The organism is Streptomyces sp. NL15-2K, assembly GCF_030551255.1.
Classification (GTDB): Bacteria; Actinomycetota; Actinomycetes; order Streptomycetales; family Streptomycetaceae; genus Streptomyces.
On sequence record NZ_CP130630.1, the window covers coordinates 10,630,990 to 10,653,820 of the forward strand.

At 70.3% G+C, this 22,831-nt stretch carries 19 protein-coding genes; 6 read left to right on the forward strand and 13 right to left on the reverse strand.

The features are described 5' to 3' along the window. Positions 1-24 precede the first annotated feature (24 nt). The 4 genes from Q4V64_RS46430 to Q4V64_RS46445 all read right to left on the reverse strand — a co-directional run bounded on the left by Q4V64_RS46430 (position 25) and on the right by Q4V64_RS46445 (position 4,095). On the reverse strand, positions 25-804 hold the full coding sequence (locus Q4V64_RS46430; RefSeq protein ID WP_124437689.1) for an IclR family transcriptional regulator: 780 nt from the start codon (positions 802-804) through the stop codon (positions 25-27). Further along, entirely contained in the window at positions 801-2,192 is a 1,392-nt protein-coding gene (locus Q4V64_RS46435) for a prolyl oligopeptidase family serine peptidase (protein WP_124437688.1), read from the reverse strand. The genes Q4V64_RS46430 and Q4V64_RS46435 overlap by 4 nt, the downstream gene beginning before the upstream one ends. Next, positions 2,189-3,496 carry an MFS transporter gene (locus Q4V64_RS46440; protein ID WP_172629023.1) on the reverse strand — a complete coding sequence of 436 codons (1,308 nt, stop codon included), beginning with the start codon at positions 3,494-3,496 and terminating at the stop codon, positions 2,189-2,191. Before Q4V64_RS46440 ends, Q4V64_RS46435 begins: the two co-directional genes overlap by 4 nt. A 173-nt stretch (positions 3,497-3,669) precedes the next feature. Then, complete coding sequence (locus Q4V64_RS46445; RefSeq protein WP_124437686.1) at positions 3,670-4,095, reverse strand: MarR family transcriptional regulator; 426 nt, start codon at positions 4,093-4,095, stop codon at positions 3,670-3,672. A gap of 208 nt (positions 4,096-4,303) precedes the next feature. Here Q4V64_RS46445 and Q4V64_RS46450 point away from each other — a divergent pair, with 208 nt between their 5' ends. The 4 genes from Q4V64_RS46450 to Q4V64_RS46465 are packed head-to-tail and all read left to right on the forward strand — an operon-like array spanning position 4,304 to position 8,135. After that, positions 4,304-5,221, forward strand: a complete 918-nt coding sequence (locus Q4V64_RS46450; protein WP_124437685.1) for an SDR family oxidoreductase — start codon at positions 4,304-4,306, stop codon at positions 5,219-5,221. A 4-nt stretch (positions 5,222-5,225) separates the two neighbouring features. After that, positions 5,226-6,110: an amidohydrolase family protein gene (locus Q4V64_RS46455; protein ID WP_124437684.1), complete on the forward strand. Its 885-nt coding sequence runs from the start codon at positions 5,226-5,228 to the stop codon at positions 6,108-6,110. Between the two features lie 30 nt (positions 6,111-6,140). Next, positions 6,141-7,643: an o-succinylbenzoate--CoA ligase gene (gene menE, locus Q4V64_RS46460; RefSeq protein WP_124437683.1), complete on the forward strand. Its 1,503-nt coding sequence runs from the start codon at positions 6,141-6,143 to the stop codon at positions 7,641-7,643. 36 nt (positions 7,644-7,679) lie between these two features. Beyond that, complete coding sequence (locus Q4V64_RS46465; protein ID WP_124437682.1) at positions 7,680-8,135, forward strand: MaoC family dehydratase; 456 nt, start codon at positions 7,680-7,682, stop codon at positions 8,133-8,135. Here Q4V64_RS46465 and Q4V64_RS46470 read toward each other — a convergent pair. From Q4V64_RS46470 to Q4V64_RS46510, 9 genes are all read right to left on the reverse strand, one after another. Continuing rightward, a complete protein-coding gene (locus tag Q4V64_RS46470) occupies positions 8,126-8,956 on the reverse strand; it encodes a PaaX family transcriptional regulator C-terminal domain-containing protein (RefSeq protein WP_124437681.1) in 831 nt (276 codons plus the stop codon). The genes Q4V64_RS46465 and Q4V64_RS46470 overlap by 10 nt on opposite strands. A gap of 73 nt (positions 8,957-9,029) precedes the next feature. Further along, positions 9,030-9,878 (reverse strand): hypothetical protein, encoded by an 849-nt coding sequence (locus tag Q4V64_RS46475; protein ID WP_124437680.1) that lies wholly within the window; start codon positions 9,876-9,878, stop codon positions 9,030-9,032. Further along, entirely contained in the window at positions 9,878-11,545 is a 1,668-nt protein-coding gene (locus Q4V64_RS46480; RefSeq protein WP_124437732.1) for a PHP domain-containing protein, read from the reverse strand. Before Q4V64_RS46480 ends, Q4V64_RS46475 begins: the two co-directional genes overlap by 1 nt. A 24-nt stretch (positions 11,546-11,569) precedes the next feature. After that, entirely contained in the window at positions 11,570-13,417 is a 1,848-nt protein-coding gene (locus Q4V64_RS46485; protein WP_124437679.1) for a LamG-like jellyroll fold domain-containing protein, read from the reverse strand. A 65-nt stretch (positions 13,418-13,482) separates the two neighbouring features. After that, positions 13,483-16,401: a glycoside hydrolase family 2 TIM barrel-domain containing protein gene (locus Q4V64_RS46490; protein WP_303714560.1), complete on the reverse strand. Its 2,919-nt coding sequence runs from the start codon at positions 16,399-16,401 to the stop codon at positions 13,483-13,485. After that, complete coding sequence (locus tag Q4V64_RS46495; RefSeq protein ID WP_124437678.1) at positions 16,401-17,237, reverse strand: carbohydrate ABC transporter permease; 837 nt, start codon at positions 17,235-17,237, stop codon at positions 16,401-16,403. Before Q4V64_RS46495 ends, Q4V64_RS46490 begins: the two co-directional genes overlap by 1 nt. 14 nt (positions 17,238-17,251) lie before the next feature. Next, a complete protein-coding gene (locus tag Q4V64_RS46500; protein WP_124437677.1) occupies positions 17,252-18,214 on the reverse strand; it encodes a sugar ABC transporter permease in 963 nt (320 codons plus the stop codon). Next, positions 18,214-19,500 carry an extracellular solute-binding protein gene (locus Q4V64_RS46505; protein ID WP_124437676.1) on the reverse strand — a complete coding sequence of 429 codons (1,287 nt, stop codon included), beginning with the start codon at positions 19,498-19,500 and terminating at the stop codon, positions 18,214-18,216. The genes Q4V64_RS46500 and Q4V64_RS46505 overlap by 1 nt, the downstream gene beginning before the upstream one ends. A 72-nt stretch (positions 19,501-19,572) precedes the next feature. Continuing rightward, a complete protein-coding gene (locus Q4V64_RS46510; RefSeq protein ID WP_124437675.1) occupies positions 19,573-20,589 on the reverse strand; it encodes a carbohydrate kinase family protein in 1,017 nt (338 codons plus the stop codon). A 127-nt stretch (positions 20,590-20,716) separates the two neighbouring features. Between Q4V64_RS46510 and Q4V64_RS46515 the strand changes: the two genes are divergently transcribed. Then, on the forward strand, positions 20,717-21,493 hold the full coding sequence (locus tag Q4V64_RS46515; protein WP_124437674.1) for a DeoR/GlpR family DNA-binding transcription regulator: 777 nt from the start codon (positions 20,717-20,719) through the stop codon (positions 21,491-21,493). After that, complete coding sequence (locus Q4V64_RS46520) at positions 21,490-22,830, forward strand: 6-phospho-beta-glucosidase (protein ID WP_124437673.1); 1,341 nt, start codon at positions 21,490-21,492, stop codon at positions 22,828-22,830. Before Q4V64_RS46515 ends, Q4V64_RS46520 begins: the two co-directional genes overlap by 4 nt. Position 22,831: the final 1 nt, after the last annotated feature.

Here is a 22,831-nt window from a genome sequence, read left to right on the forward strand (position 1 = left end):
CGCTCAGATGTACTGAAGGAGGCGTCAGACCGAACCGTTCGTGCCCCCGGCTGGGCTCCCCTCGGGCTGCCACCCGAGCGCCCGCGAGATCCCGCGCGCCGCGAGCCGCACCGCAGGGATCAGCACCGGCACCTGGGCGCCCTTCTGGGGCACCACGACCGACACGGCCGCGACCAGCGTCCCGTCCGGTCCGCGTACCGGGGCCGCGACCGACAGGGCGTCCATGGTGACCTGGCGGTCGCTCACCGCCACCCCCGAGCGCCGTACTTCGGCCAGGACCCGGCGCAGCCGTCCCGCGTCGGTGATCGTGTACGGGGTGAAGGAGACGAGGGGCTTCGCGCAGTATTCCTGCTGGAGTTCCGGGTCGCCGTACGCCAGCAGCACGAGGCCCACGCCGGTGACGTGCAGCGGCCAGCGCGCCCCGACGCGGATGTGCACGCCGACCGACGAGCGCCCCGAGATCCACTCGATGTAGACGACCTCCGATCCGTCGCGCACCGCCAACTGCACGTTCTCGTGCGTCGCTTCGTACAGGTCCTCCAGATACGGCAGCGCCGCCTGCCGCAGTGCGAGCCCGCGCGGCGCGAGGGCGGCGACCTCCCACAGTCGCAGCCCCACGTGGTAGACGCCGGACTCGTCGCGTTCCAGGGCGCCCCACTCGGTCAGGGCGCCCACCAGGCGGTGCGCGGTGGTCAGGGTCAGCCCGGCCCGCCGGCTGATGTCCGTCAGGGACAGCGCCGGGTGCTCGTGGTCGAACGCGGCGAGCACGGACAGCAGCCGGTCGGGCGCGGAGCGGACGGTCATGGCCGAGGGCCTCCAGGGGGCACCAGGGCGTCGGCCGGGTGCGCGAGGTCGTACGGGCGGGGGTAGGTGGCGGGCCGGTACGTGACGTAACGGGCCTCGCCCGTCGGATCCGCCTGCCGGGCACGGGTGTTGAGGACAGGGGCCGAGGTGTCCCAGCGGCCCGTGTCCAGCCGGTGTTCCAGTGTGTGCAGGGCGCCGAGCATCTCGCCCGGTGTGAAGGTGCAGTGTCCGGGGCCGTCGACGTAGGCCTGGCTGAGCAGGCTGCCCGCACCGGCCGCGGTCGCGGCCCGCCGGTAGGCGCGCTCGGCCTGGACGGGGATCAGCGCGTCGCCGGTGGTGTGGATGTTCAGCTGGGGATCGGTGAGCCGGCCCGTGAAGGCGCTGGTGTGCCGCATCCACCGTACGGCCGCGGGGTCGGCGGAGATCCGGGGGGCGTGGTCGAGGGTCGTGAGGTCGTCGCGCAAGGAAAGGCCTGCCTCCTTGTAGAGCTCCGTGACCTCTTTGTACAGCGGGGACCGGTGGAGCATGCCTGTGTAGTCGGCGCCCGTGTTCCAGGAGGGGTTGCCTCCGGCCCGGCTCTCCGCCTCCTGTCGCCAGGAGAAGGCGGGGCGTGTGAGGAGTCCGGTGACGGCCGTGTACTGGTTGGCCTGTTGGGCATTCCAGTCGGTCGGGCCCGGTTTCGGCTGTGCGGGGTCGTTGTGGCCCGGGATGTTGTGCAGGGCGGCGGCCAGCGCGATGCGAGCGCGGCCGGCAGGGGTCTCCTGGGCCGTGGCGGCCTTGGTGGTGAGCTCCTTCGCCGCGGCGGTCGCGGCCGCCTGGTCGGCGAAGCCCGTGAGCGGGATGGCCGCGTCGGGTGCGAGCAGGGTCTTGAGCGCGAACACCGGGTCCAGGGTGCTGTTCCAGTTGGCGACGCCGCCCTGCACGAGCCCGCACATCGACAGCGAGCCGTCGAAGCGGTCGGCATGCCGCTCGGCCAGTGCCGTCGTGACGAAGCCGCCGTAGGACCTGCCCCAGGCGAGCGACCGCCGGGACGGGCCGAACTTCTGCGTGAACAGGTCCAGCGTGGCGAGCTGGTCGGGCACGGCCTCCGTCACCGCCCAGCCGCTGGTCGCGTAGGAGGAGCCGATGAGCGCGTAGCCCTCGTCGAGCAGGCTGTCCCGGGTGGCCGAATCGGGCGAGTTCTCGGCGAGGTTGGGCCCGTCGGCGGGGCGGTAGCCGTGGCTGAAGAGGAGCACGGTGCCGTTCCAGTCGGCGGGTACGTCCATCACGTACGCCGCGCCTGACGGCAGCCGGCCCTCCAGATGGGAATCCGTGTCGGCCTGTGCGGGCAGTGCGGTCGCCGCGCACAGGGTCACGGTCAGTAAGGCGATGGGGGCGTGGATCCTCAACGGGGCGTCCCTTCGGGTGTGGGGGTGGTGGTGCGGGACGGAGCCGGGTCGAGCGTGTCGGTGTGTGTCTCGCGCATCCGCCACACGGTGAGCGCGGTGATCGCCGCGCCGCCGCACAGCAGCCACGAGACAGGGGCGCTGCCGCCGCCGTACGAGGCGAGCAGGCTGCTCGCGATCAGCGGCGAGAACCCGGCGCCGACCAGGGTGGCCGCCTGGTAGCCGAGGGAGGCGCCTGTGTAGCGGACTCGGGTGCCGAACATCTCGGTGAGCAGGGCACCGAGCGGTCCGTACATCGTGGACTGGGCGACGCCGTGGCCGAGGGCGAGGGCGAGGATCAGCAGGCCGGGGGAGCCGGAGTCGACCAGTGCCAGCACGGGGAAGGCGAGCGCGGCCGAGGCGAGGGCACCGGCCAGCACCACCGGACGGCGGCCGACCCGGTCCGAGAGCGCGGAGGCGGCGGGCAGCACGGCCAGGGCCACGCAGGAGGCGACGGTCACGGCGGTGAGCACCTGCGGTCGGCTGTATCCCTGGTCGACCGCATACGAAATCATGAATCCGGTCAGCAGCGACTGCGCCGTGAACGCGCCGATACCGACACAGGCGGCCAACAACACCGGCTTCGGCCGGCGCAGCACCTCCACGACCGGCGGCTTGTCCAGCGGCTCCCGCTTCGCCTGCGCGAACAGCGGGCTCTCGGCGACCTTGAGACGGACGAACAGGCCGACGGCCAGCAGCACGATGCTCAGCAGGAACGGCACCCGCCAGCCCCAGGAGCGGAAGTCGTCGTCGGGGAGCGCGGAGACGAAGGTGACCACCCCGGCCGACAGCACGGAGCCGAGCGGAGCGCCGAGCTGGGTGAAGCTGGACCACAGGCCGCGCCGCGAGCCCTGGGTGCGTTCGGCGTGCTCCACGACCATCAGGGTCGCGCCGCCCCACTCGCCGCCGATCGCCAGGCCCTGTACGACACGCAGGGCGACCAGCAGGACGGGGGCCCACACGCCGATCGCGTCGTATGTCGGCAGAACGCCGATCAGGAAGCTGCCGCAGCCCATCATGGCCATGGTCAGCAGCATCATCGACTTGCGGCCCAGCCGGTCGCCGAAGTGACCGAAGACGATGCCGCCCAGCGGGCGGGCCACATAGCCCGCGGCGAAGGTGCCGAAGGCCGCGATCGTGCCGACGGCCGGGTCGGCTTCGGGGAAGAACAGGTCGCCGAAGACGAGCGCGGCGACCGTGCCGTACACGAGGAAGTCGTAGAACTCCACTGCCGTGCCGAGCAGTCCGGACAGTGCGACGCGGCGCAACTGCCGGTGATCCGGGGACGGTTGGGGGGTGGACGTTTGACGGGCGGACGGAGGGGGTGGCTGCACGATGAGCTCCCTGGGGCCGGTGCCGTGGGTGTCACCGGTGGGGGACCGCACCGGTGCCCCGGTGAAGCTAGGCATCTTTCGTGCGGCCGTCAATCATCTGCACAACATCAGTTGAGGCCGTCCTCCGCGATCCGCAGGAGCAGGGCGTGCAGGGTCTCCCGCTCGGCGGGGTCCAGCGGGCCCAGCAGTTCGTCGGTCGCCCGCAGGCCGGCCTCGTCGCTGTCCCGCAGGAAGGCGCGGCCGGCCTCGGTGAGGGCGACGATCCGGCTGCGACGGTCGTCCGGGGAGGGCCGGCGCTCGGCGAAGCCCAGCTTCTCCAGGTCGTCGACCAGGCCGACGATCGCGCTCGGGTCGTAGCCGAGGGACGTGCTCAGCTCGCGTTGCAGCGCGCCCCGGGACGTGGCGAGGAAGCGGAGCAGTGCGTAGTGACGCATCCGCAGGCCCGACTCCTGGAGGAAGGCGTTGAACAGCTGCCCGGAGCGCAGGCCGAGCCGGTACAGGAGGTAGCCCGAGTCCGCGTGCAGCCCGCGCATCCACGGCTCGTGCGCGTCGATCGGAGCGGGGTTCTTGGCCTCTGGCTGACGGGCGATGGCGGGCTCCCTGGTCGAGGCCCCGGGAGGGGCGGTTTCGGTGTCCGGGTCCAGTCTGGCGCAACGGCCGGTCGGCAACAACTATTGACGTCACCAATTATTGCTCTTAACTTCGATCTCGAAGTCGCCACCCCCAGGGAAGGACCCGCTCGTGCCCAGCATCGATCTCACCGGCAAGGCCGCCGTCGTCACCGGCAGTGGTCGAGGCCTCGGTCTCGCCTACGCGCACGCCCTGGCCGCCCACGGCGCGTCCGTGGTCGTCAACGACATCGACGAGGCCGTGGCCGAGCAGGCCGTGAAGTCCATCACCGAGGCGGGCGGCACGGCCGTCGCCGAGGTCGTCGCGGTCGGTACGTCCGAGGCCGCGGACCGGCTGGTGAACAGGGCGGTCGAAGAGTTCGGGCGCCTCGACGTCCTGGTCACCAATGCCGGCATCCTGCGCGACAAGGTGCTGTGGAAGATGACCGACGACGACTTCGACGCGGTGATCACCACCCACCTCAAGGGCACCTTCACCTGCGCCCGCGCCGCCGCCGTGCGCATGCGCGAGCAGGGCGAGGGCGGCACCCTGATCCTGGTCGGTTCCCCGGCCGGGCAGCGCGGCAACTTCGGGCAGACGAACTATGCCGCCGCCAAGGCCGGCATCGCCGCCATGGCCCGCACCTGGTCCATGGAACTGGGCCGCGCGAACATCACCGTCAACGCGATCGTCCCGGTCGCCGCCACCGCGATGACCGAGACCATCCCCGGCTTCTCCCCCTACATCGAGGCGATGCGGAACGGCGAGCCGCTGCCCGGCTTCCTCCGCAAGGGCGAGGGCTTCGGCACCCCCGAGGACTGCGCCGCGCTCGTCCCCTTCCTCGCCTCCGAGGCCGCGCGGGGCGTGAGTGGCCAGTGCATCGGCATCGGCGGCGACAAGGTGGCACTCTGGTCGCATCCGCAGGAGATCAGGGCGGCGTACGCCGACGGCGGCTGGACCCCCGGCGCCCTGGCCGACGCCTGGCCCACCTCGGTCGGCGCGGAACTCCAGACGGTCGGCATCCCGGCGCCCAAGTTCCCGGAGGCGTGACACCATGACGACCCTCAACGTCGAGGACCTCGTCGCGATCGACGTCCACACGCACGCGGAGGTCTCCGCCAAGGGCCACGGCTCCCTGGACGACGACCTGCACGACGCCTCCTCCGTCTACTTCAAGGTCGAGGGCAAACGGAAGCCGACCCTGGAGGAGACCGCCGCCTACTACCGTGAGCGGAAGATGGCCGCGGTGATCTTCACGGTGGACGCCGAGTCGGCGACCGGCACCGAGCCGGTCCCCAACGAGGAGGTCGCCGAGGCCGCCGCCGCCAACGCGGACGTCCTCATCCCCTTCGCCTCCATCGACCCCTTCCGGGGCAAGGCGGGGGTCAAGCAGGCTCGCCGCCTGGTCGAGGAGTACGGGGTGAAGGGGTTCAAGTTCCACCCCAGCATCCAGGGCTTCTTTCCCAACGACCGCTCGGTGGCGTACGACCTGTACGAGGTCATCGAGGAGACCGGCACCATCGCCCTCTTCCACACGGGTCAGACCGGCATCGGCGCGGGCGTCCCCGGCGGGGGCGGCATCCGGCTCAAGTACTCCAACCCGCTGCACATCGACGATGTGGCCGCCGACTTCCCGCACCTGAAGATCATCCTGGCGCACCCGTCGTTCCCCTGGCAGGACGAGGCCCTCGCCGTCGCCACGCACAAGCCGGGCGTGTACATCGACCTGTCCGGCTGGTCGCCGAAGTACTTCCCGCCGCAACTCGTGCAGTACGCGAACACGCTGCTCAAGGACAAGGTCCTCTTCGGCTCCGACTTCCCCGTCCTCACCCCCGACCGCTGGCTCGCCGACTTCGAGAAGCTGTCGATCAAGGAAGAGGTCCGGCCGAAGATCCTCAAGGAGAACGCCGCCCGTCTGCTCGGGCTCACCAAACCGTAAAGCTCACCGAAACCGTAAAGAGGCGTGAAGATGCGCAACGAGGGACTGGGGTCATGGCCCGCACGCCGGGCCCGCAAGACCCCGCACCGCACGGCCCTGATCCACGGTGAGCAGTCGACGGACTACCGCACACTGCATACACGCACCACCCGACTCGCCCACGCCCTGCGCGCCCGGGGCATCCGACGCGGCGACCGGATCGCCTACCTCGGCCCCAACCACCCCTCCTACCTGGAGACCCTGTTCGCGGCGGGCACTCTCGGCGCGGTCTTCGTCCCCCTCAACACCCGCCTCGCCGGCCCGGAAATCGCTTACCAACTGGCCGACTCCGGGGTCAAGGCCCTCGTCTACGGCCCCGCGTTCCAGGGCCTGGTCGCCGGGCTGCCGGGCAACACCGACGTACGTGCGTACATCGAGGTGGGTGCCGAATACGAGGAGGCGCTCGGCGCGGCCTCCGCCGACCCCATCGACGAGCCGGTCGCCCCCGACGACACCTGCATCATCATGTACACCTCGGGCACGACCGGTCGCCCCAAGGGCGCGATGCTCACCCACGGCAACCTCACCTGGAACGCGATCAACGTCCTCGTCGACCACGACCTGATCGCCGACGAGCGCGCCCTGGTCTCCGCCCCGCTGTTCCACACGGCCGGCCTCAACATGCTGACCCTGCCGGTGCTGCTCAAGGGCGGCACCTGTGTCCTGGTCGAGGCATTCGACCCCGACGCCTCCTTCGACCTGATCGAACGGCACCGGATCACCTTCATGTTCGGCGTGCCGACCATGTTCGACCAGATGGTCCGGCACCCGCGCTGGAAGGACTCCGACCTGTCCAGCCTGCGGATCCTCACGTGCGGCGGCTCCCCGGTGCCCACCACGCTGATCGCCGCCTACCAGGAGCGCGGCCTGACCTTCCTCCAGGGCTACGGCATGACGGAGGCGGCCCCCGGAACGCTGTTCCTGGACGCCGAACACGCCGTGAGCAAGGCGGGCTCTGCCGGAGTGCCGCACTTCTTCAGCGATGTACGGGTGCTGCGGCCCGACCTCGCCCACGTCGAGGTCGGCGAGACCGGCGAGATCGTGGTGCGCGGACCGCACGTCATGCCCGGCTACTGGGGGCTGCCCGAGGAGACGGCCGCCGCCTTCGCCGACGGCTGGTTCCGCAGCGGGGACGCGGCGCGGGTCGACGAAGACGGTTACGTGTACATCGTCGACCGTATAAAGGACATGATCATCTCCGGCGGCGAGAACATCTACCCCGCCGAGATCGAGGACCTGCTCCTCGCCCACCCGGACATCGTCGAGTGCGCGGTCATCGGTGTGCCCGACGACAAGTGGGGCGAGGTGCCGCGCGCGGTCGTCGTGCCGCGCGAGGGCGCCTCGGTGGACGCGGACGAGGTGCTGGCCTCCCTGGCCGGGCGCCTGGCCAAGTACAAGATCCCGAAGTCGGTCGTGCTCGCGGACGAACTCCCGCGCACCGCCTCCGGAAAGCTTCTGAAGTCCCGGGTGCGCAAGCGCTTCGGCAACCACTGACTCTCTGCATCAACTCCCCGAAGGAACAGGCTACTTATGAGCATCACCGTCAACGGCCTCGACGAACTCAAGAAGCTCTCCGGCAGCGACCTCGGCACCAGCGAATGGATCGAGGTCACCCAGGAGCGCATCGACACCTTCGCCGACGCCACGGGCGACCACCAGTGGATCCACGTGGACCCGGAGAAGGCCGCCGCGGGGCCCTTCGGCGCCCCCATCGCACACGGCTACCTCACCCTGTCCCTCTTCATCCCGCTGTTCACCGAGCTGCTGGACGTCCAGGGCGTCACGACCAAGGTCAACTACGGCCTCAACAAGGTGCGTTTCCCCTCGCCCGTGAAGGTCGGGTCGCGGATCCGGCTGGTCGGGAAGCTGGCGGAGGTCGAGGAGGTGCCGGGCGGGGTACAGATCACCGTCGACGGGACGATCGAGATCGAGGGCGGCGCCAAGCCCGCGGCCGTCCTGCAGAGCCTTTCCCGCTTCTACGCCTGATCAGGGCGCACCGGCACCAGATCGAGAAGGCGTTCCGAGGCGTCCCGCGCGAGCGGGGTGAAGCGCTCGTGCACCGCCCGGAACGCCTTCTCGGCCTGCTCCGCCGGCCAGTCGTCCGGCAGATGCTTGACCGGCAGGCGGGGGTCGCGGCGGATGACCTGCAGCCACTCCGCCTGCAGTCGCAGCCGGAGCGCGAGCGCCTCGTCGGCGTCCGGCACCCGCGTCCGCCACGGCTGCCAGCGTCCTGCGAACGCCTCGTAGCGCGCCGCCAGTTCGGTCAGCTCCCAGGTCTCCTCGATCATCGCGCCGATGTCCATGCCGGCGTCGGCGTGCGCGCGGAAGACCTTCACATGGGCGGACAGGCCCAACTCGGCCACCAGCGAGGACACCTCTACCTCGCCGGGCGCGATCCACAGGCCGTTGAACAGCGGGCCGAAGCCGCTCCAGGTGAGCTTCGAGCGCAGATCGTGGCGCTGGCGCTGCCAGGACTCGGGCAGCGAGAACCCGAGCAGGGTCCAGGTGCCGTCCCAGTGCCGGTTGACCGCGCCGGTCTGCCAGACGCGCCGCTCGCCGTCGCGCAGCACGGCCGCCGACCGCCCGGTCAGCCCGAAGTACATCCGGCGCCCCTCGCGCTGGCGGCGCAGCAGTCCGCGGTTCACCATGCGGGTCAGCGTCGAGCGGGTCGCCTGCTCGCCGACGCCGGCACGCGCGAACACGTCGATGACGCTGCCCGAGTACACGCACACGTCCCGCCCGAGCACCTGGTCGCCCAGGAACGTCAGCATGAGGGACTGGGGCCGAAGCGACTCTTCACCGGTCACGCGGCCCACCGTACCTCCGCTCGATCAGTCCGCTCGATCAGTCCGCTCGATCAGTCCGCTCGAGTCCGTTCGATCAGTCCGTGACCTGCCGGTACGAGTAGACAGCGGTCGCCACCGCGCACACCCCGGGCGGGATCATCTGCGCGCGCAGGGTGCCGCTGGTGACGTCGTAGTCGACGCCCTCCGTCTCGAACGTGCCCGTGCACACGCTGCGCTGCGGCAGCGCGAACAGGCTCTTGACCTTGCCGGTGACCGGCTGCCCGTCCAGCTTGTGGGGCAGGTCGACCTGGAGCAGCGGCCGGATCTCGGGGAACAGCGTGCCCGTGGCGTCGTTGGAGGCGCACACCAGCCGGGTGTCGGTGACGAAGTCGCAGCCCTGGATGTCGCGCACCGGCTTGTCCAGCGTGATCTGCCCGGCATCCTTCAGGTCGCCTCCCGTCGAGGGAGTGGACGGGTTGAGCAGGGGAGCGGGGAAGACCTGGAGTCTGTGCTGCTCGCCCCACTCGCCCGACACCAGCCACCGCGCGTCGGGCGAGACGGTGGCGAAGGAGTTGTTCAGCTTCTCGCCCGGGTTGAGCGGGTGGACGTACTCGTAGCGCTTCCCGGCCGGTGTGGTGACGGCGAACATCTTGGACGTGGCCGTGTCGGCGCCCTGGTAGGCGTCGAAGACGTGGCCGCGCGCGATGTCCGGGTCGCCGATGTGGTTCCAGCCCTTGATCCGCAGGTCCAGCGGGATGGAGGCGAGGCCCCGGTACAGCAGCGAGCCGTCCGCCCGGCCGGCGAGGCCCTGCCCGCCGCCGAGCGTGTCGGTGTACGCCGTGCCGGTCTGCGCCCAGCTCGGCTCGCTCACCGCCGAGGCCGGACTCGCCGCCAGCGAGAAGGCACCTAATAATCCGGCCAGAGTGAGGAGATGACGCCGCATCAGGAACCTTCCACGTCGACGAAGATGGGGTTGGAATAGAACCACGTATCCGCCCACGGGTCACCGTTTCCGGGCTCATGGGGAATCGGACCGTTCGGGTCCACCGAGGCGCCCAGGTAGCCGGCGCCGTTGCGGTTGCCGTCGCTGCCGCGCAGCCGCACGTAGAAGGACTCGTCCCCGGCGGTCAGCGGGACGCGCAGGGTGTACGTCCCCTTCCGGCCGGCCACGTCCTGGGTGCGGACGACCTTGGTGTCGGGCGCCTGCCAGCTGTCCCGGTCGGCCACCGGGCCGCGCACGGCGCCCCGGATCATGTCCACGTGCGCCAACTCCGGGAGAATTCCCTGGGCGTTGGGCCGCGAGGCCGTCGTCACGGTGACGTTCAGCGTGAGCCGGTCTCCCTTGCGCACCCGCAGCCGGCCGCCGAGCGTGACGCCCCGGCTCTGGTCGCGCTCCCGCTTCAACCGCACCTCGAGACCGTCCAGCAGATGCCCGTGGTCGAGCCAGACGCGGCCCGCGCGCAGGCCCGCCATCACCGCGCGGTAGCCGTAGCGGGTGACGCCGACATGGGTGCGGCTGAACTGGCCGGGCCAGAAGTCGCTGCCGGGCTGCGGGGTGTCGGTGTTCACCGGGTCGGGCAGCCTGCCGGTGGTGTCGAAGGTCTGGCCAGGCAGCCAGTCGCCGTTCTTCCAGGTGTCGAAGACGATGCGGTGGGCGTCGGAGTTCGTGGTGATCGAGAACAGGCTGCCTTCTGCCAGCATCGAGTCCCACAGACCGCCGACCGTCGCGGTCGCCCAGTCGAAACCGCCGTACGTGAGGTAGGAATCCGTCGGATAACCCGCCCACGACTGCGCCGACGGCTTGTTCTCGTACTCGCCGCGGATCGACGTCGTCCCGCGCCAGCCGGGGATGGCCGCGCCCTGGGCGCCCGGCGCGCCCTCCATGCCGATCATGATCTCGGGGGCCGCGTCGCGCCAGTTGCGCATCTCGTGCGGGGAGTCGATGCCCAGGCGCATCGGGTGGTTGGCCAGGACCAGCACATCGTCCACGTAGCCGGTGCGGCGCTGTGCGGCGAGCCACTGGATGGCCTTGACGGCGTGCGCCTCGTTGCGGGCGGTGTCCGCGGCACCGGCGGAGCCCTCCGTGCAGCCGAGAAGCTTTCCGTCGTAGGCGCTCTCGAACCGGGTGAGGACGTCGACCTCGTGGGGGCCGGGTGCCGTGAAGACCGTGCAGTGCTCGGCGGCCGGGATGTACCACTCCAGGCCCTGGAAGATCAGCTGGCGCGGGTTCTCGGCCCGGGCCTCGAGGATCTCCTCGTGCTCCAGCGGGGCGCCGTACTTGGCGTGCCCGAAGTTGGAGTGCTCGGTGAACACCATCCAGTCCAGGCCGTACTTGGATCCCGCGGTGGCCAGTTGGGAGAACGTGTATTTGGCGTCGTGGCTGTAGACGGTATGGATGTGGTGGTCGCCGACCAGGTAGGCGAGGTGCGGGTCGCTGCCGCCGTAGCTCTCCTGAGAAGCCGCCGCGGGCACGGCCGTGGGGCCGAGGGCGAAAGCGGCTCCGAACAGGCCCGCTCGGCGCAGGAGCTGGCGTCTGGAGACACCCTGCGGGTCGAGGTCGGCGGGGGAGACGGACGGGTCGGCCCAGACGGGCAGCTGCTGCTTGTTCATCATCTTGGAAGTCCTCGTCGAGGGTCAGTGATTCATGAACGACGTGACGGGCAGCGCCCGCTCGACGATCCGGACGTCGCCGAGTCGGCCGTAGAGGATCTGGTCGATCTTGCCGCCGTACTCGTAGCCGCCCAGCAGCCACGGCAGCCCGACAGAGGTGAGCCCGACGGCCAAGGCGTGCGGATTACGGGCGACGGGGCAGCCCTGGACGTACATCGTCGTGTGGGAGCCGTCGTTGACGACGGCGACGTGCCACCACACCTCCCGCGCCGTCTCGTCGCCCCAGTTCGTGGCGATGCCCTGCTGGTTGAGCGGGCGGACCGCCCACTGCGGGCCGGGGCCGTCGGACAGGGAGAGCGTGGCCAGCGGCTCGTCCGGGTCGCCCTCGGTCTTGCCCGCGGCGCCGCCCGTGCCGGTGCGGCTGACGAGCCCGCCCCAGGCGTTGTGGGAGGCGTCCCAGTCGGCGGGGACACGGTAGAAGGCCTCGATGGTGTAACCGGCCTTGAAGGTCGCCGAGTTGAGTGGCGCACCGTCGACCGTGCGCAGGTAGGCGCCTTTCAGCGGTGACTTGAAGCCGTGGAACTCCAGGCTGCCGTGGCCGGGCTGGTCCGGGTGGTGGTCCGAGGACCAGGTCAGCGTGGAACCGCCGACGGTGACGAGGCTGAGGTCGTTCCCGCGGCCGGACAGGTCACGGACCGTGCCGCTGACGGCCTCCCCGTCGGCGTGCCCGTCGAAGCGCCAGTAGGCGACCGTGCCGGGGACCAGCATCTTCGACGCGGGGCGTGCCGGGCGCGGGGGCACCGGGGCGAAGCCGGAGAAGCGGTCCGTGAAGTCGATGTCGACGGAGAACCGGTCGGCGTCGCCGCTCAGTTCGATCTCCTGCCGCTCCAGCTCGTTGAGCCCCTTCGCGGCCCGGCCCAGGATCCACGGGGAGACCGTCTCCACGTCGATGACGTTCCGGTCCAGGTCGAAGTGGTAGAGGCGGATCATCGCCGCACCGCCGAAATAGCGATTCTGATAGTTCGTCAGATGAAGGTGGACGTCATGTCCCGCCGTGTTCTCGCGCGTGGCGCGGCCGGCGGGCCAGTAGTGCCCGTTGAGCGTGAGGAAGATCTGGTCGTGGTCCGCGATCAGCTGGTCCCACAGCTGCTGCCCGTACTCCGACAGGCTGTCGTCCTCGACGACCAGCTCGTGCGTCGTGAGGATCACCGGAGTCCTCGGATGCCGGGCGATGACCTCCTTGGCCCATGCGTACCCCTTCGCCGACAGCCGCCAGTCCAGCGCGAGCACCATCCATTCCCGGCCGGCCGCCTTGAAGAGGTGGAAGGTGTTGTAGCCGTCCGGGGAGGCCCCGCCGAACGTCGGCTTGCCCTGGAACCGCCGCGGCCCGAAGGCGTCCAGGTACGGTGTCGACCCCCGCTGGTCGTCGGTCGACGACTTCACGTCGTGGTTGCCGGCCAGGACGCTGTAGCCGACGCCGCGCCGGTCCAGCAGCCGGAACGCCTCGCTGATCGCGGTGACTTCGGCCGGGGCGCCGTTCTCCGTGAGGTCGCCGAGGTGGGACAGGAAGACGATGTTCTCGTCCTTGCCGTGCTCCAGCAGGTAGCGCAGGGACGCCTCGATCGGCGCCTTGTCGATGCTGGGCCCGTCGAAGAGGTACTGCGTGTCGGGCATGACGGCGAGCGTGAAGCGGCGGCTGTCGGGGTCGGGCCGCCAGCTCGCCGCGGCAGCCGGGGAAGCCTCGGCGGTGGCCGGCAGCGCGACGCCCGCCGTGGCGACCGCGCCCAGCAGCGCCGTCGCCCGCAGGAAACCCCGTCTTCCGGCGCCGGCCTGCTCGGCCTCGCCCTGATCGTGCTCATGCGAAACGCACACGTGTGCTCCGTAACACTGCGTAAAGGTGACAGAGGAGGCGTGGGGGGCAGAAGAGGTGTGGAGGGTCAGAGAGTGCGCAGGGTCCAGCTCCAGCGGTGGACGCCCGGTGGGACGAGATACGACGGTGAGGTGTCGGGCCCGCACGAGGCGGTGCCGAGACCCCGGTGGGCCGCGTCGAGATGCACCACGCAGCCGGCTCGCGGGACGACTTCGTCATGGTGGCCTACGGCGGTCAGGTCCTCGGCGCGGTAGCGGGTGACGCAGACCTGGCGCGGTTCGTCGAGCACCACCGTCAGTCCGGTGGCGTCCGGCGCCGACAGCGTGAGGTGCCGTACGCCGTGCCGCCCGCCGCTCTCCTGCGGGCGGAGATAAGGGGTGAACAGCTCGTCCACCGGTACGGAGTGATGGCCGACGGGCGCCCCGAAGGCGCGGTCCGGATAGGACTCCCAGTGGCCCTGCCCGTACCACTCCATCAGATCCAGGCCCGCCACCGTCTCGAACACCGAGCCGACCCGCGCCACATCGGCGAGCGCGTCCGGCAGTTCGGCCGACTCCTCGACGTGGATGCCGTCCTCGACCGGGGTGAACACCTGCGTGTGGCGCACGACGCCGGCGTCCGACGCGTACTCGGCGTGCACGGTGACGCTCCACGCCGCCTGGCGCACATCGACGACCTTGCGCACCAGCGCGTCCAGCCCCCAGGCGCGCCAGCGCGGGGCCGTTCCGCCCAGCTCGTCGTTGTCGGTGGGCGCCCGCCACAGCGACAGCGTGGGGGCGGAGGTGAGCAGAGGGTGGAGCAGCAGGCCGTCGGCGTCGACCTCGACGGAACGATTCCGCACCGGCAGGACCCGCTTCGGCGCGGCCGCCCGCAGCGGTACCTGCGGCAGACACACGACCGTCCCGCGTGGCGCCCAGGGCTCGTCGCCGGCGGTCGTCACCCGCAGCGTCAGCCATGCCTCGCCGCCGTCCTCGGGCAGCTCGAACGGCAGCGGCACCGCCGCCGTCTCGCCCGGCCGCAGAGCGGGCAGCTCGGCAGGCGCGGTCCGCGTGCCGCCGTCCGCGAGAGACAGCTCCCACTCGGCCGTCAGCCAGTCCAGGCCGCGGAAGTGCTGGTGGTTGCCGAGGACGATGCCCTCGTGCCTGAAGCACTCCAGGCGCACCGGCGCCGCGAGCTCCCGGTGCTCGTACATCACCGGCTTGGGCGTGCGGTCCGGAAACACCACGCCGTCCGCGATGAACGCACCGTCGTGGATCGTCTCCCCGAAGTCACCGCCGTACGCCCACCGGTGACCCGGCGCGGCGACACCGCCCTCGTACAGCCCGGCACCCCCACGCCCGACCGGTCTTCCGTCGTTCACACGCTGGAGGATGCCGTGGTCCCAGAACTCCCAGATGAAGCCGCCCTGAAGACCCGGGGTGGACTCGATGGCCGCCCAGTGGTCGGCCAGCGTGCCGTTGCTGTTGCCCATGGCGTGCGAGTACTCGCACTGGATGAGCGGCCTGGTCTGCTCGCCGGACAGCGCGTGCGCCACGCAGTCCTCCAGCGGCGCGTACATCGGGCAGGCGATGTCGGAGGCGAGGCCCGGATCCGCCCAGCCCAGCTTGGCCGCCCCCTCGTACTGGAGGGGCCGCGTCGGATCGTGCCGGCGCACCCAGCCCGCCGCCGCGTCGTGGCCCGCGCCGTAGTCGGACTCGTTGCCCAGCGACCAGATGATCACGGACGGGTGGTTCTTGTCCCGCAGCACCATCCGGGAGACCCGGTCCAGGAAGGCGTTCAGATAGCGGGGGTCGTCGGCGATCTCGTGGGCGTGGTCGTGGGACTCGATGTCCGCCTCGTCGACGACGTAGAAGCCGAGCTCGTCGGCGAGGTCGTACAGCGCCGGGTCGTTCGGATAGTGCGCGGTACGGATCGCGTTGAAGCCGAAACGCTTCAGCAGGACCAGATCCGCGCGCATGTCGTCGTACGACACGGTCCGCCCGGTCAGCGGATGGAAGTCGTGCCGGTTGACGCCCCGCACGAACACCCGCTCGCCGTTGACCAGCAGATCCCGGCCGACGATCTCGACGTCGCGGAAGCCGACGCGGTGGCGGGAGGCGTCCGCGACCGTGCCGTCGGCGCGGTGCAGCCGCACAGTCAGGTCGTACAACTCGGGCGTCTCGGCACTCCAGGTGCGCACGTCGGGGACGGTGGTCCGCAGCCGTGCCTCGCCGAGGAAGTCGGAGACGCGTTCGTCCTCGGCGTTGATTCGGTCGAACTCCGTGTCCTGGCCGAGGAGTTGACCGTCCAGCTCTCCGCTGACGTACCACCCGTCGGGCAGCGCACCGCCGGTGTCCCGCACCCGGCAGTCGACCCGCAGCTCCCCGTACCGCCCGGCCCGCACGGTCACGTCGGCGAGGTGGAGCGGATCCGTCGCGTACAGCAGCACCGAACGCGTCACGCCCCCGTGCCACCACTGGTCCTGGTCCTCGATGTGCGAGGCGTCCGACCACTTCACCACCGTGAGCCGTACGACCGTCCGCTCACCGGGGGTCACCAGGCCGGTGAGGTCGAACTCGGCGGCCAGGTGGGAGTCCTTGGAGATGCCGACCGGTCGCCCGTCCACGTGCACCAGCAGCACGCTCTCGGCGGCGCCGACCTGGAGCACGATCCGCCGGCCGGCCCAATCGGCGGGGACGTCCACCTGACGCTCGTAGACGCCCGTCGGATTGGCGGCGGGCGACTGTGGAGGGAATTCTGCATACGGCATACGGACGTTGGTGTACTGCGGAAGGTCGTCCGTATCCTGCATCGTCCAGACACCGGGGACGTACGACGACGACCAGACGTCGGACACCGGCGCGTCCGGCGCCGGCAGCAGCTGGAAGCGCCAGTCGCCGTCGAGCTTCAGCGCCCCGGCGCGGCGGTCCACGGCGTTCATCGGCAACCGCCCCCAGGAGGTCACCTCCGGTGCCTCCCAGGGGCGCAGCGCCAGCAAGGGATCCATCAGCGGATGGCCCCCTTGCCGAGGTCGCTGATGATCTGCTTGGCGCCGATCGCGAACACGATCAGCAACGGGACGAGGGCGAGCAGCGCGCCGGTCATCACCATGCCGTAGTCCGTCGTGCCGTGCGTGCCGTTGAGCTGGGACAGCGCCACCTGGAGGGTGACGTTGTCCGGGTTGGTGAGGGCGATCAGGGGCCAGGCGTAGTCGTTCCACTGGCCCATGAAGGTGAAGATGCCGAGGAAGGCCAGGCCCGGGCGGACGACCGGGAGCGCCACGTGCCAGTACTGGCGCAGGAAGCTCGCCCCGTCGATCCGCGAGGCGTCGAGCAGTTCGTCGTGGATGGCGCTCTTCATGTACTGGCGCATCCAGAAGATGCCGAACGCGTTGGCCGCCGCCGGGACGATCAGCGAGGTCATCGTGCCGATCCAGCCGAGCTTCGCCATGATCACGAACTGCGGGATGGCCGCCAGCTGGGCCGGCACCATGAAGATCGCCATCATCAGCCCGAACAGCGCCCGGCGGCCCGGGAACTCGAACTTGGCGAAGACGAACGCCGCCAGCGAGTCGAAGAACAGCACCAGCACGGTCACCGAGACCGCGACCAGCAGCGAGTTGAACATCGACCCGAAGAAGTCGATGTTGTCGAAGAGGTGGCGGAGGTTCTCCAGGAAGTGCGAGCCCGGCAGCAGCTTCGGCGGATAGGAGAAGATCTCGGTCGACGTGTGCGTCGACATGATCACGGCCCAGTAGAACGGGAAGGCCGACAGCAGCAGACCGATGACCAGGACCGCGTGCAGCGCGATGCCCCGGCGCCCGGAGCCCTTGATGGATGCCATGGTGGCCGGCCTCCCTATTCTTCGCCCCGGCGCTGCACCAGGCGCCAGTTGATGATCGAGAAGATGACGACGACGAGGAAGATGCCCCACGCCACGGCGGCGCCGTAGCCGAAGTCGTTGTTGTCGAAGGTCTGCTGGAAGAAGTAGAGGACCATGGTCCGGCCGGCGTGGCCGGGGCCGCCCGAGTACGTCGACTCGTTCGCCGTGGTCTGCAGCAGCACCTGAGGCTCGGCGAAGCTCTGCAGTCCGGTGACCGTCGACACGACGAGCACGAACAGCAGTGTCGGCCGCAGCATCGGCAGCGTGATCCGGAAGAAGGTCTGCACGGGACCGGCTCCGTCCACGCGCGCCGCTTCGTACAACTCGCTCGGGATCGTCTGCAGCCCGGCGAGGAAGATGATCGCGTTGTAGCCGGTCCACTGCCAGGTCATCAGCGTCGCGATGGCGACCTTGATGCCCCACGGCGTGTTCAGCCATGCCACCTGGTCCAGGCCGACGGCCTGCAACAGAGCGTTCATCAGGCCGAAGTTGGTGGAGAAGACCGACCCGAAGATGATCGCGACCGCGACGATCGAGGTGACGTTCGGCAGGAAGTAGGCGAAGCGGTAGACGTTCTTGAAGCGCACCGCCGAGTTGAGCATCACGGCCGTCACCATCGCCAGGAAGATCATGGGGAAGGTGGCCAGCCCCCAGATGATGATCGTGTTCCCGATCGAGCTCCAGAAGTCGGTGTCGCCGATCAGGTAGCGGTACTGCGACAGGCCCGCCCACTCCATCGAGCCGAGACCGTCCCAGCGGTGGAGGGAGAGGTAGAGCGAGAAGCCGACGGGGATCAGGCCGAAGCCGAGGAAGAGCAGGTAGAAGGGGGAGATCGCGGCATACAGTCGCCAGTGGCTCAGGATCCCCTTCTTGGGAGGGGCGACCGGTGTCTCGGCCACGACGGCCGGGGGCTGTTCGACGGCGGGTGCGGTAGCCATCAGTAACTCACCCCCAGGTGGTCCGCGATGCGCCGGCACTTGCTCATGGCGTCCTTCCAGGCCTTGCTCGGGTTCTTGCCGAGGACGCCGACGTTCTTGATCTCGTCCCGGATGGGCTGCCCGAGGGCGATGTCGTACGGGCTGTTGAAGGCGATCGGGATCTTCTCGGCGGCCGGGCCGAAGACGTCCATCGTGATCTGGTCGCCGAAGAACGGGTCGGGTTCGCGCAGCTTCCTCATGTCGTACGAGGCGGGGGTCGACGGGAAGAGGCCGGCGTCGACGAAGCCCTGGGCCTGGTTGTCCGCGTTGAGGATCCAGGTGATGATCTCGAAGGCCCGCTCGGGCTCCCGGCACGCCTTGGTGATCGCCAGGAACGACCCGCCGACGTTCGACGGGCCGCCCGGACAGTTGGCCACCCGCCAGTTGCCCTTGGTCTTCGGGAACTGGAGTTTGAGGTCGCCGGCCGCCCAGGAGGCGTTGAGCTGGCTGGGCAGCTGCCCCTTCTCGGTGGCCGAGATGGAGTCGGGCGTGCCCACGACCAGGTCCGACACGAGCCCGCGCCGCTTGGCTTCCACGGCCCGGTCCCAGCAGGTGCGGACGTGTTCGCCGTCGCCGATGAAGTGCCGGTCCTTGTCGACGAACCGTGTGGTCCCCTGGCCGATCGACATCTCGAAGACGCTGCCGACGTCGGTCAGGATGCGCGTCCCGGGGATCCGCTGCTTCAGTTGCTCACCCGCCGCGAAGAACTTGTCCCAGGTGCCCATTTCCCTGGACACGTCGTCCGGCTCGAACGGCAGCCCGGCTCTTTCGAAGACGGCGGGCTGGTAGAACTGCACGACCGGGCCCACGTCGATGGGGAAGCCGACGAGGCTGCCGTCCTCGGCGACCCCCTGCTGCCACTTCCAGTCCAGGTACTGGCTCTTGAGTTTCTCGGCGCCGAGCGTGCGCAGATCCACGAACTGGTCGGCGTTCGGCAGGTAGGAGGCCATGTCCTCGCCCTTGAGCCCCGCGATGTCGGGGATGTGGGCGCGGCCGGCCATGGTGGTGATCAGTTTGGAACGGTAGTAGCCGCCGATCTGCTGGGCCTTGAGGGAGACGTCCTTGCCGTAGCGGGCCCGGGCCTCCTTGACGACGGTGTCGCTCAGGCCGCCGCTCCAGTACCACAGGACCATGTTCCGGCCGGTGGAGCCGGTCGGCACCGCGCAGCCGGACGCCAGGCCGCCGAGCGCCGTGGCGGCCGTACCGGCCAGGCCCGCGCGCAGCAGGCCCCTTCGTGAGAGCCGCACAGCTCCCACCGCCTTTCGGTTCTGTTCGAGACTTCGCATAGAAGGGCCGATCGTGGGGGTGATCGGGGATGGTCAGTGCCGTGCGGGCGGCGTGACGGGGGCGTACCGGACGGGCGGCCCCACGTCCGCCGGGATGCGGTCGGCGAGGAAGCCGTACGCCCGCTTCAGCTCGGGATCGGTCAGTGAGCGCCACCAGCGGTCGACGCCGTACCAGCCGGGCGCCGCCAGCGCGCCACCGTGATGCCCTACGGACAGCCCGGCCGCCAGGACCGCGAACCGCAGCCGTTCCTGAAGCGGCCAGCCGCCGAGGGAGGCCGCGACGAAGCTCGCGCCGAAGACGTCCCCGGCGCCCGTCGCGTCCAGGACGTCGAGGTCCAGGGCGGGTACTTCCGCGTACTCGCCCGTCGTCTGATCGGCGGCGACGGCGCCGTCGCCGCCGCGCGTGACCACGGCCACCGGCACCAGCTCGGAGAGCGTGCCGAGCGCCGCGACCGCGCTGTCGGTGCGGGTGTAGGCCATCGCCTCGGTCTCGTTCGGGAGGAAGGCGTGGCACAGGGCGAGCTGGTCGAGCAGGTCGCGGGACCACTGCTGGGTGGGGTCCCAGCCGACGTCGGCGTAGATCCGCGTGCCGTTCGCCGCCGCCTTCGCCAGCCAGGCGCGCGGTTCGGCCTCGAGGTGCACGAGGGCCGTGCGTGCCTCGGGCGGGTCGCCCATCAGGGTGTCCTGCGAGTACGGCGGTTCCGTGCCGTGGGTGACCAGGGCACGGTCGTGGCCGTGGGCGAGCGAGACGGTGACCGGGGTGGGCCAGTCGTCCGCGACCTGGGAGAGCGCGAGGTCGACGCCCTCCTGGCCGGCGAGGACCTCCTGGCAGTGGGCGCCGTAGAAGTCGTCACCGAAGACCGTGGCCAGGGAGGTCTTCAGGCCGAAGCGGGAGGCGGCGACCGCCAGGTTGGCGATGCCGCCCGGGCCGCAGCCCATGCCGGCCGTCCAGATCTCCTCGCCCGGCGTCGGCGGCTTGCCCAGTCCCGTGAGGACGAGGTCGTAGAAGAGCAGCCCGGTCAGCAGCACATCGGGCCGGTCGTCGCCCACGCGCGCATCCTCTCGTCAAAAGTCTTCAATTCAGTGACCGGAATCGTGCGCCCCTCGACGAGATTGGTCAAGAGTCATGCAGAACTGAGCATGGAAATGATTGGCAATGACGAGTACTGTTCACATCGTGCTGGCTGAACGACGACACCAACTCATCCTGCGGGCCCTGCGCTCGGGTGGCCCCGCGGCTGTGACCGACCTCTCCGAGCAGCTCGGTGTGAGCCCCGCCACCGTCCGGCGTGACCTCGTCAAGCTGGAGGAGGACGGGCTGCTCACCCGCGTGCACGGTGGCGCGGTCGTGGAGGAGGGCGACCAGCCCTTCGCCGAGGTCGCCGAGGTCCGGGTGTCCGAGAAGGACGCGATAGCGGCCCGGGCCGCCGCGCTGGTCCAGGACGGCCAGTCGGTGCTGCTCGACATCGGCACCACTGCCTACCGCCTGGCCCGCCAGCTGCATGGTCGGCGGCTCACCGTGATCACCAGCAACCTGGTGGTGTACGAGGAGCTCGCCGACGACGAGGGCATCGAGCTGGTGCTGCTCGGCGGCATGGTCCGCCGCGAGTACCGGTCCCTGGTGGGCTTCCTCACCGAGGACAATCTGCGCCAGCTGCACGCCGACTGGCTCTTTCTCGGCACGAGCGGAGTGCGCCCGGGTGGGCAGGTGATGGACACGACGGTCGTCGAGGTACCCGTCAAGCGGGCCATGATCAAGTCCGGTGACAAGGTCGTCCTGCTCGCCGACTCGGCGAAGTTTCCGGGTACGGGCATGGCGAAGGTCTGCGGTCCCGAGGACCTGGACGTGGTGGTGACGAACGCGCCGGTGAACACTCAGACGCGCTCCTCCCTTCAGGAGGCGGGTGTCGAGGTGCTCGTGGCCGGGGAACGTGGAAAGGCTGGTGCAGCGTGAAGCTGACGATTCTGGGCGGCGGCGGATTCCGGGTGCCGCTCGTGTACGGGGCGCTGCTGACGGACCGCGGCGAGGGCCGGGTTACAGAAGTCGTTCTGCATGATCTGGACGACAGTCGACTGTATGCAGTCGCCCGTGTATTGGCTGAACAGGCCGCCGACGTGCCCGACGCGCCCAAGGTCACCGCCACCACCGACCTCGACGAGGCGCTGCGCGGCGCCGACTTCATCTTCTCCGCGATCCGCGTCGGCGGCCTGGAGGGCCGCGCCAACGATGAACGAGTGGCGCTGGCGGAAGGCGTCCTCGGCCAGGAGACGGTCGGCGCGGGCGGCATCGCCTACGGTCTGCGGACGGTCCCCGTCGCCGTCGACATCGCCCGGCGCGTCGCCCGCCTGGCCCCCGACGCCTGGCTCATCAACTTCACCAACCCCGCCGGACTCGTCACCGAGGCCATGTCCCGCCACCTCGGCGACCGCGTCATCGGTATCTGCGACTCGCCGGTCGGCCTCGGCCGGCGTATCGCCCGTGTGCTCGGCGCGAAGAACCCGCAGGAGGCCTGGATCGACTACGTCGGCCTCAATCACCTGGGCTGGGTGCGCGGCCTGCGCATCGCCGGCCGGGACGAGCTTCCGCGCCTGCTCGCCGACCCCGACCTGCTCGGCTCCTTCGAGGAGGGCAAGCTCTTCGGCGCCGACTGGCTGCGGTCCCTGGGGGCGATCCCCAACGAATACCTGCACTACTACTACTTCAACCGGGAAGCCGTCCGCGCCTACCAGCAGGCCGACAAGACCCGCGGCGCCTTCCTGGCCGACCAGCAGGCCCGCTTCTACGAGGAGATGCGGCGCCCCGACGCCGCCGCCCTGACCGCCTGGGACCGCACCCGCGCCGAGCGCGAGGCCACTTACATGGCCGAGAACCGGGAGACGGCCGGCGCCGGCGAACGCGACGCCGACGACCTGTCCGGCGGCTACGAGAAGGTGGCCCTCGCCCTGATGCGGGCCATCGCCCGCGACGAGCGCACGACGCTGATCCTCAACGTCCGCAACCAGGGCACCCTCTCCGCGCGCGACACGGACGCCGTCATCGAGGTCCCGTGCCTGGTCGACGCCAACGGTGCCCACCCGGTCGCCGTCGCTCCGCTGCCCGACCACGCCACCGGCCTGGTCTGCTCGGTCAAGGCGGTCGAGCGGGAGGTGCTCGCCGCCGCCGACTCCGGCTCCCGTGCGACGGCTGTGAAGGCGTTCGCACTGCACCCGCTGGTCGACTCGGTCAACGTGGCCCGGCGGCTCGTCGAGGGCTACACCGCCGTCCACCCCGGCCTGGCATACCTTGGGTAAG

Bases quoted from the DNA above. Each gene is read 5' to 3' on its own strand.
- Q4V64_RS46430 (WP_124437689.1), bottom strand. From the start codon at position 804: ATGACCGTCCGCTCCGCGCCCGACCGGCTGCTGTCCGTGCTCGCCGCG.
- Q4V64_RS46445 (WP_124437686.1), bottom strand. From the start codon at position 4,095: ATGCGCGGGCTGCACGCGGACTCGGGCTACCTCCTGTACCGGCTCGGC.
- Q4V64_RS46455 (WP_124437684.1), top strand. From the start codon at position 5,226: ATGACGACCCTCAACGTCGAGGACCTCGTCGCGATCGACGTCCACACG.
- menE (WP_124437683.1), top strand. From the start codon at position 6,141: ATGCGCAACGAGGGACTGGGGTCATGGCCCGCACGCCGGGCCCGCAAG.
- Q4V64_RS46465 (WP_124437682.1), top strand. From the start codon at position 7,680: ATGAGCATCACCGTCAACGGCCTCGACGAACTCAAGAAGCTCTCCGGC.
- Q4V64_RS46475 (WP_124437680.1), bottom strand. From the start codon at position 9,878: ATGCGGCGTCATCTCCTCACTCTGGCCGGATTATTAGGTGCCTTCTCG.
- Q4V64_RS46480 (WP_124437732.1), bottom strand. From the start codon at position 11,545: ATGAACAAGCAGCAGCTGCCCGTCTGGGCCGACCCGTCCGTCTCCCCC.
- Q4V64_RS46490 (WP_303714560.1), bottom strand. From the start codon at position 16,401: ATGGATCCCTTGCTGGCGCTGCGCCCCTGGGAGGCACCGGAGGTGACC.
- Q4V64_RS46495 (WP_124437678.1), bottom strand. From the start codon at position 17,237: ATGGCATCCATCAAGGGCTCCGGGCGCCGGGGCATCGCGCTGCACGCG.
- Q4V64_RS46500 (WP_124437677.1), bottom strand. From the start codon at position 18,214: ATGGCTACCGCACCCGCCGTCGAACAGCCCCCGGCCGTCGTGGCCGAG.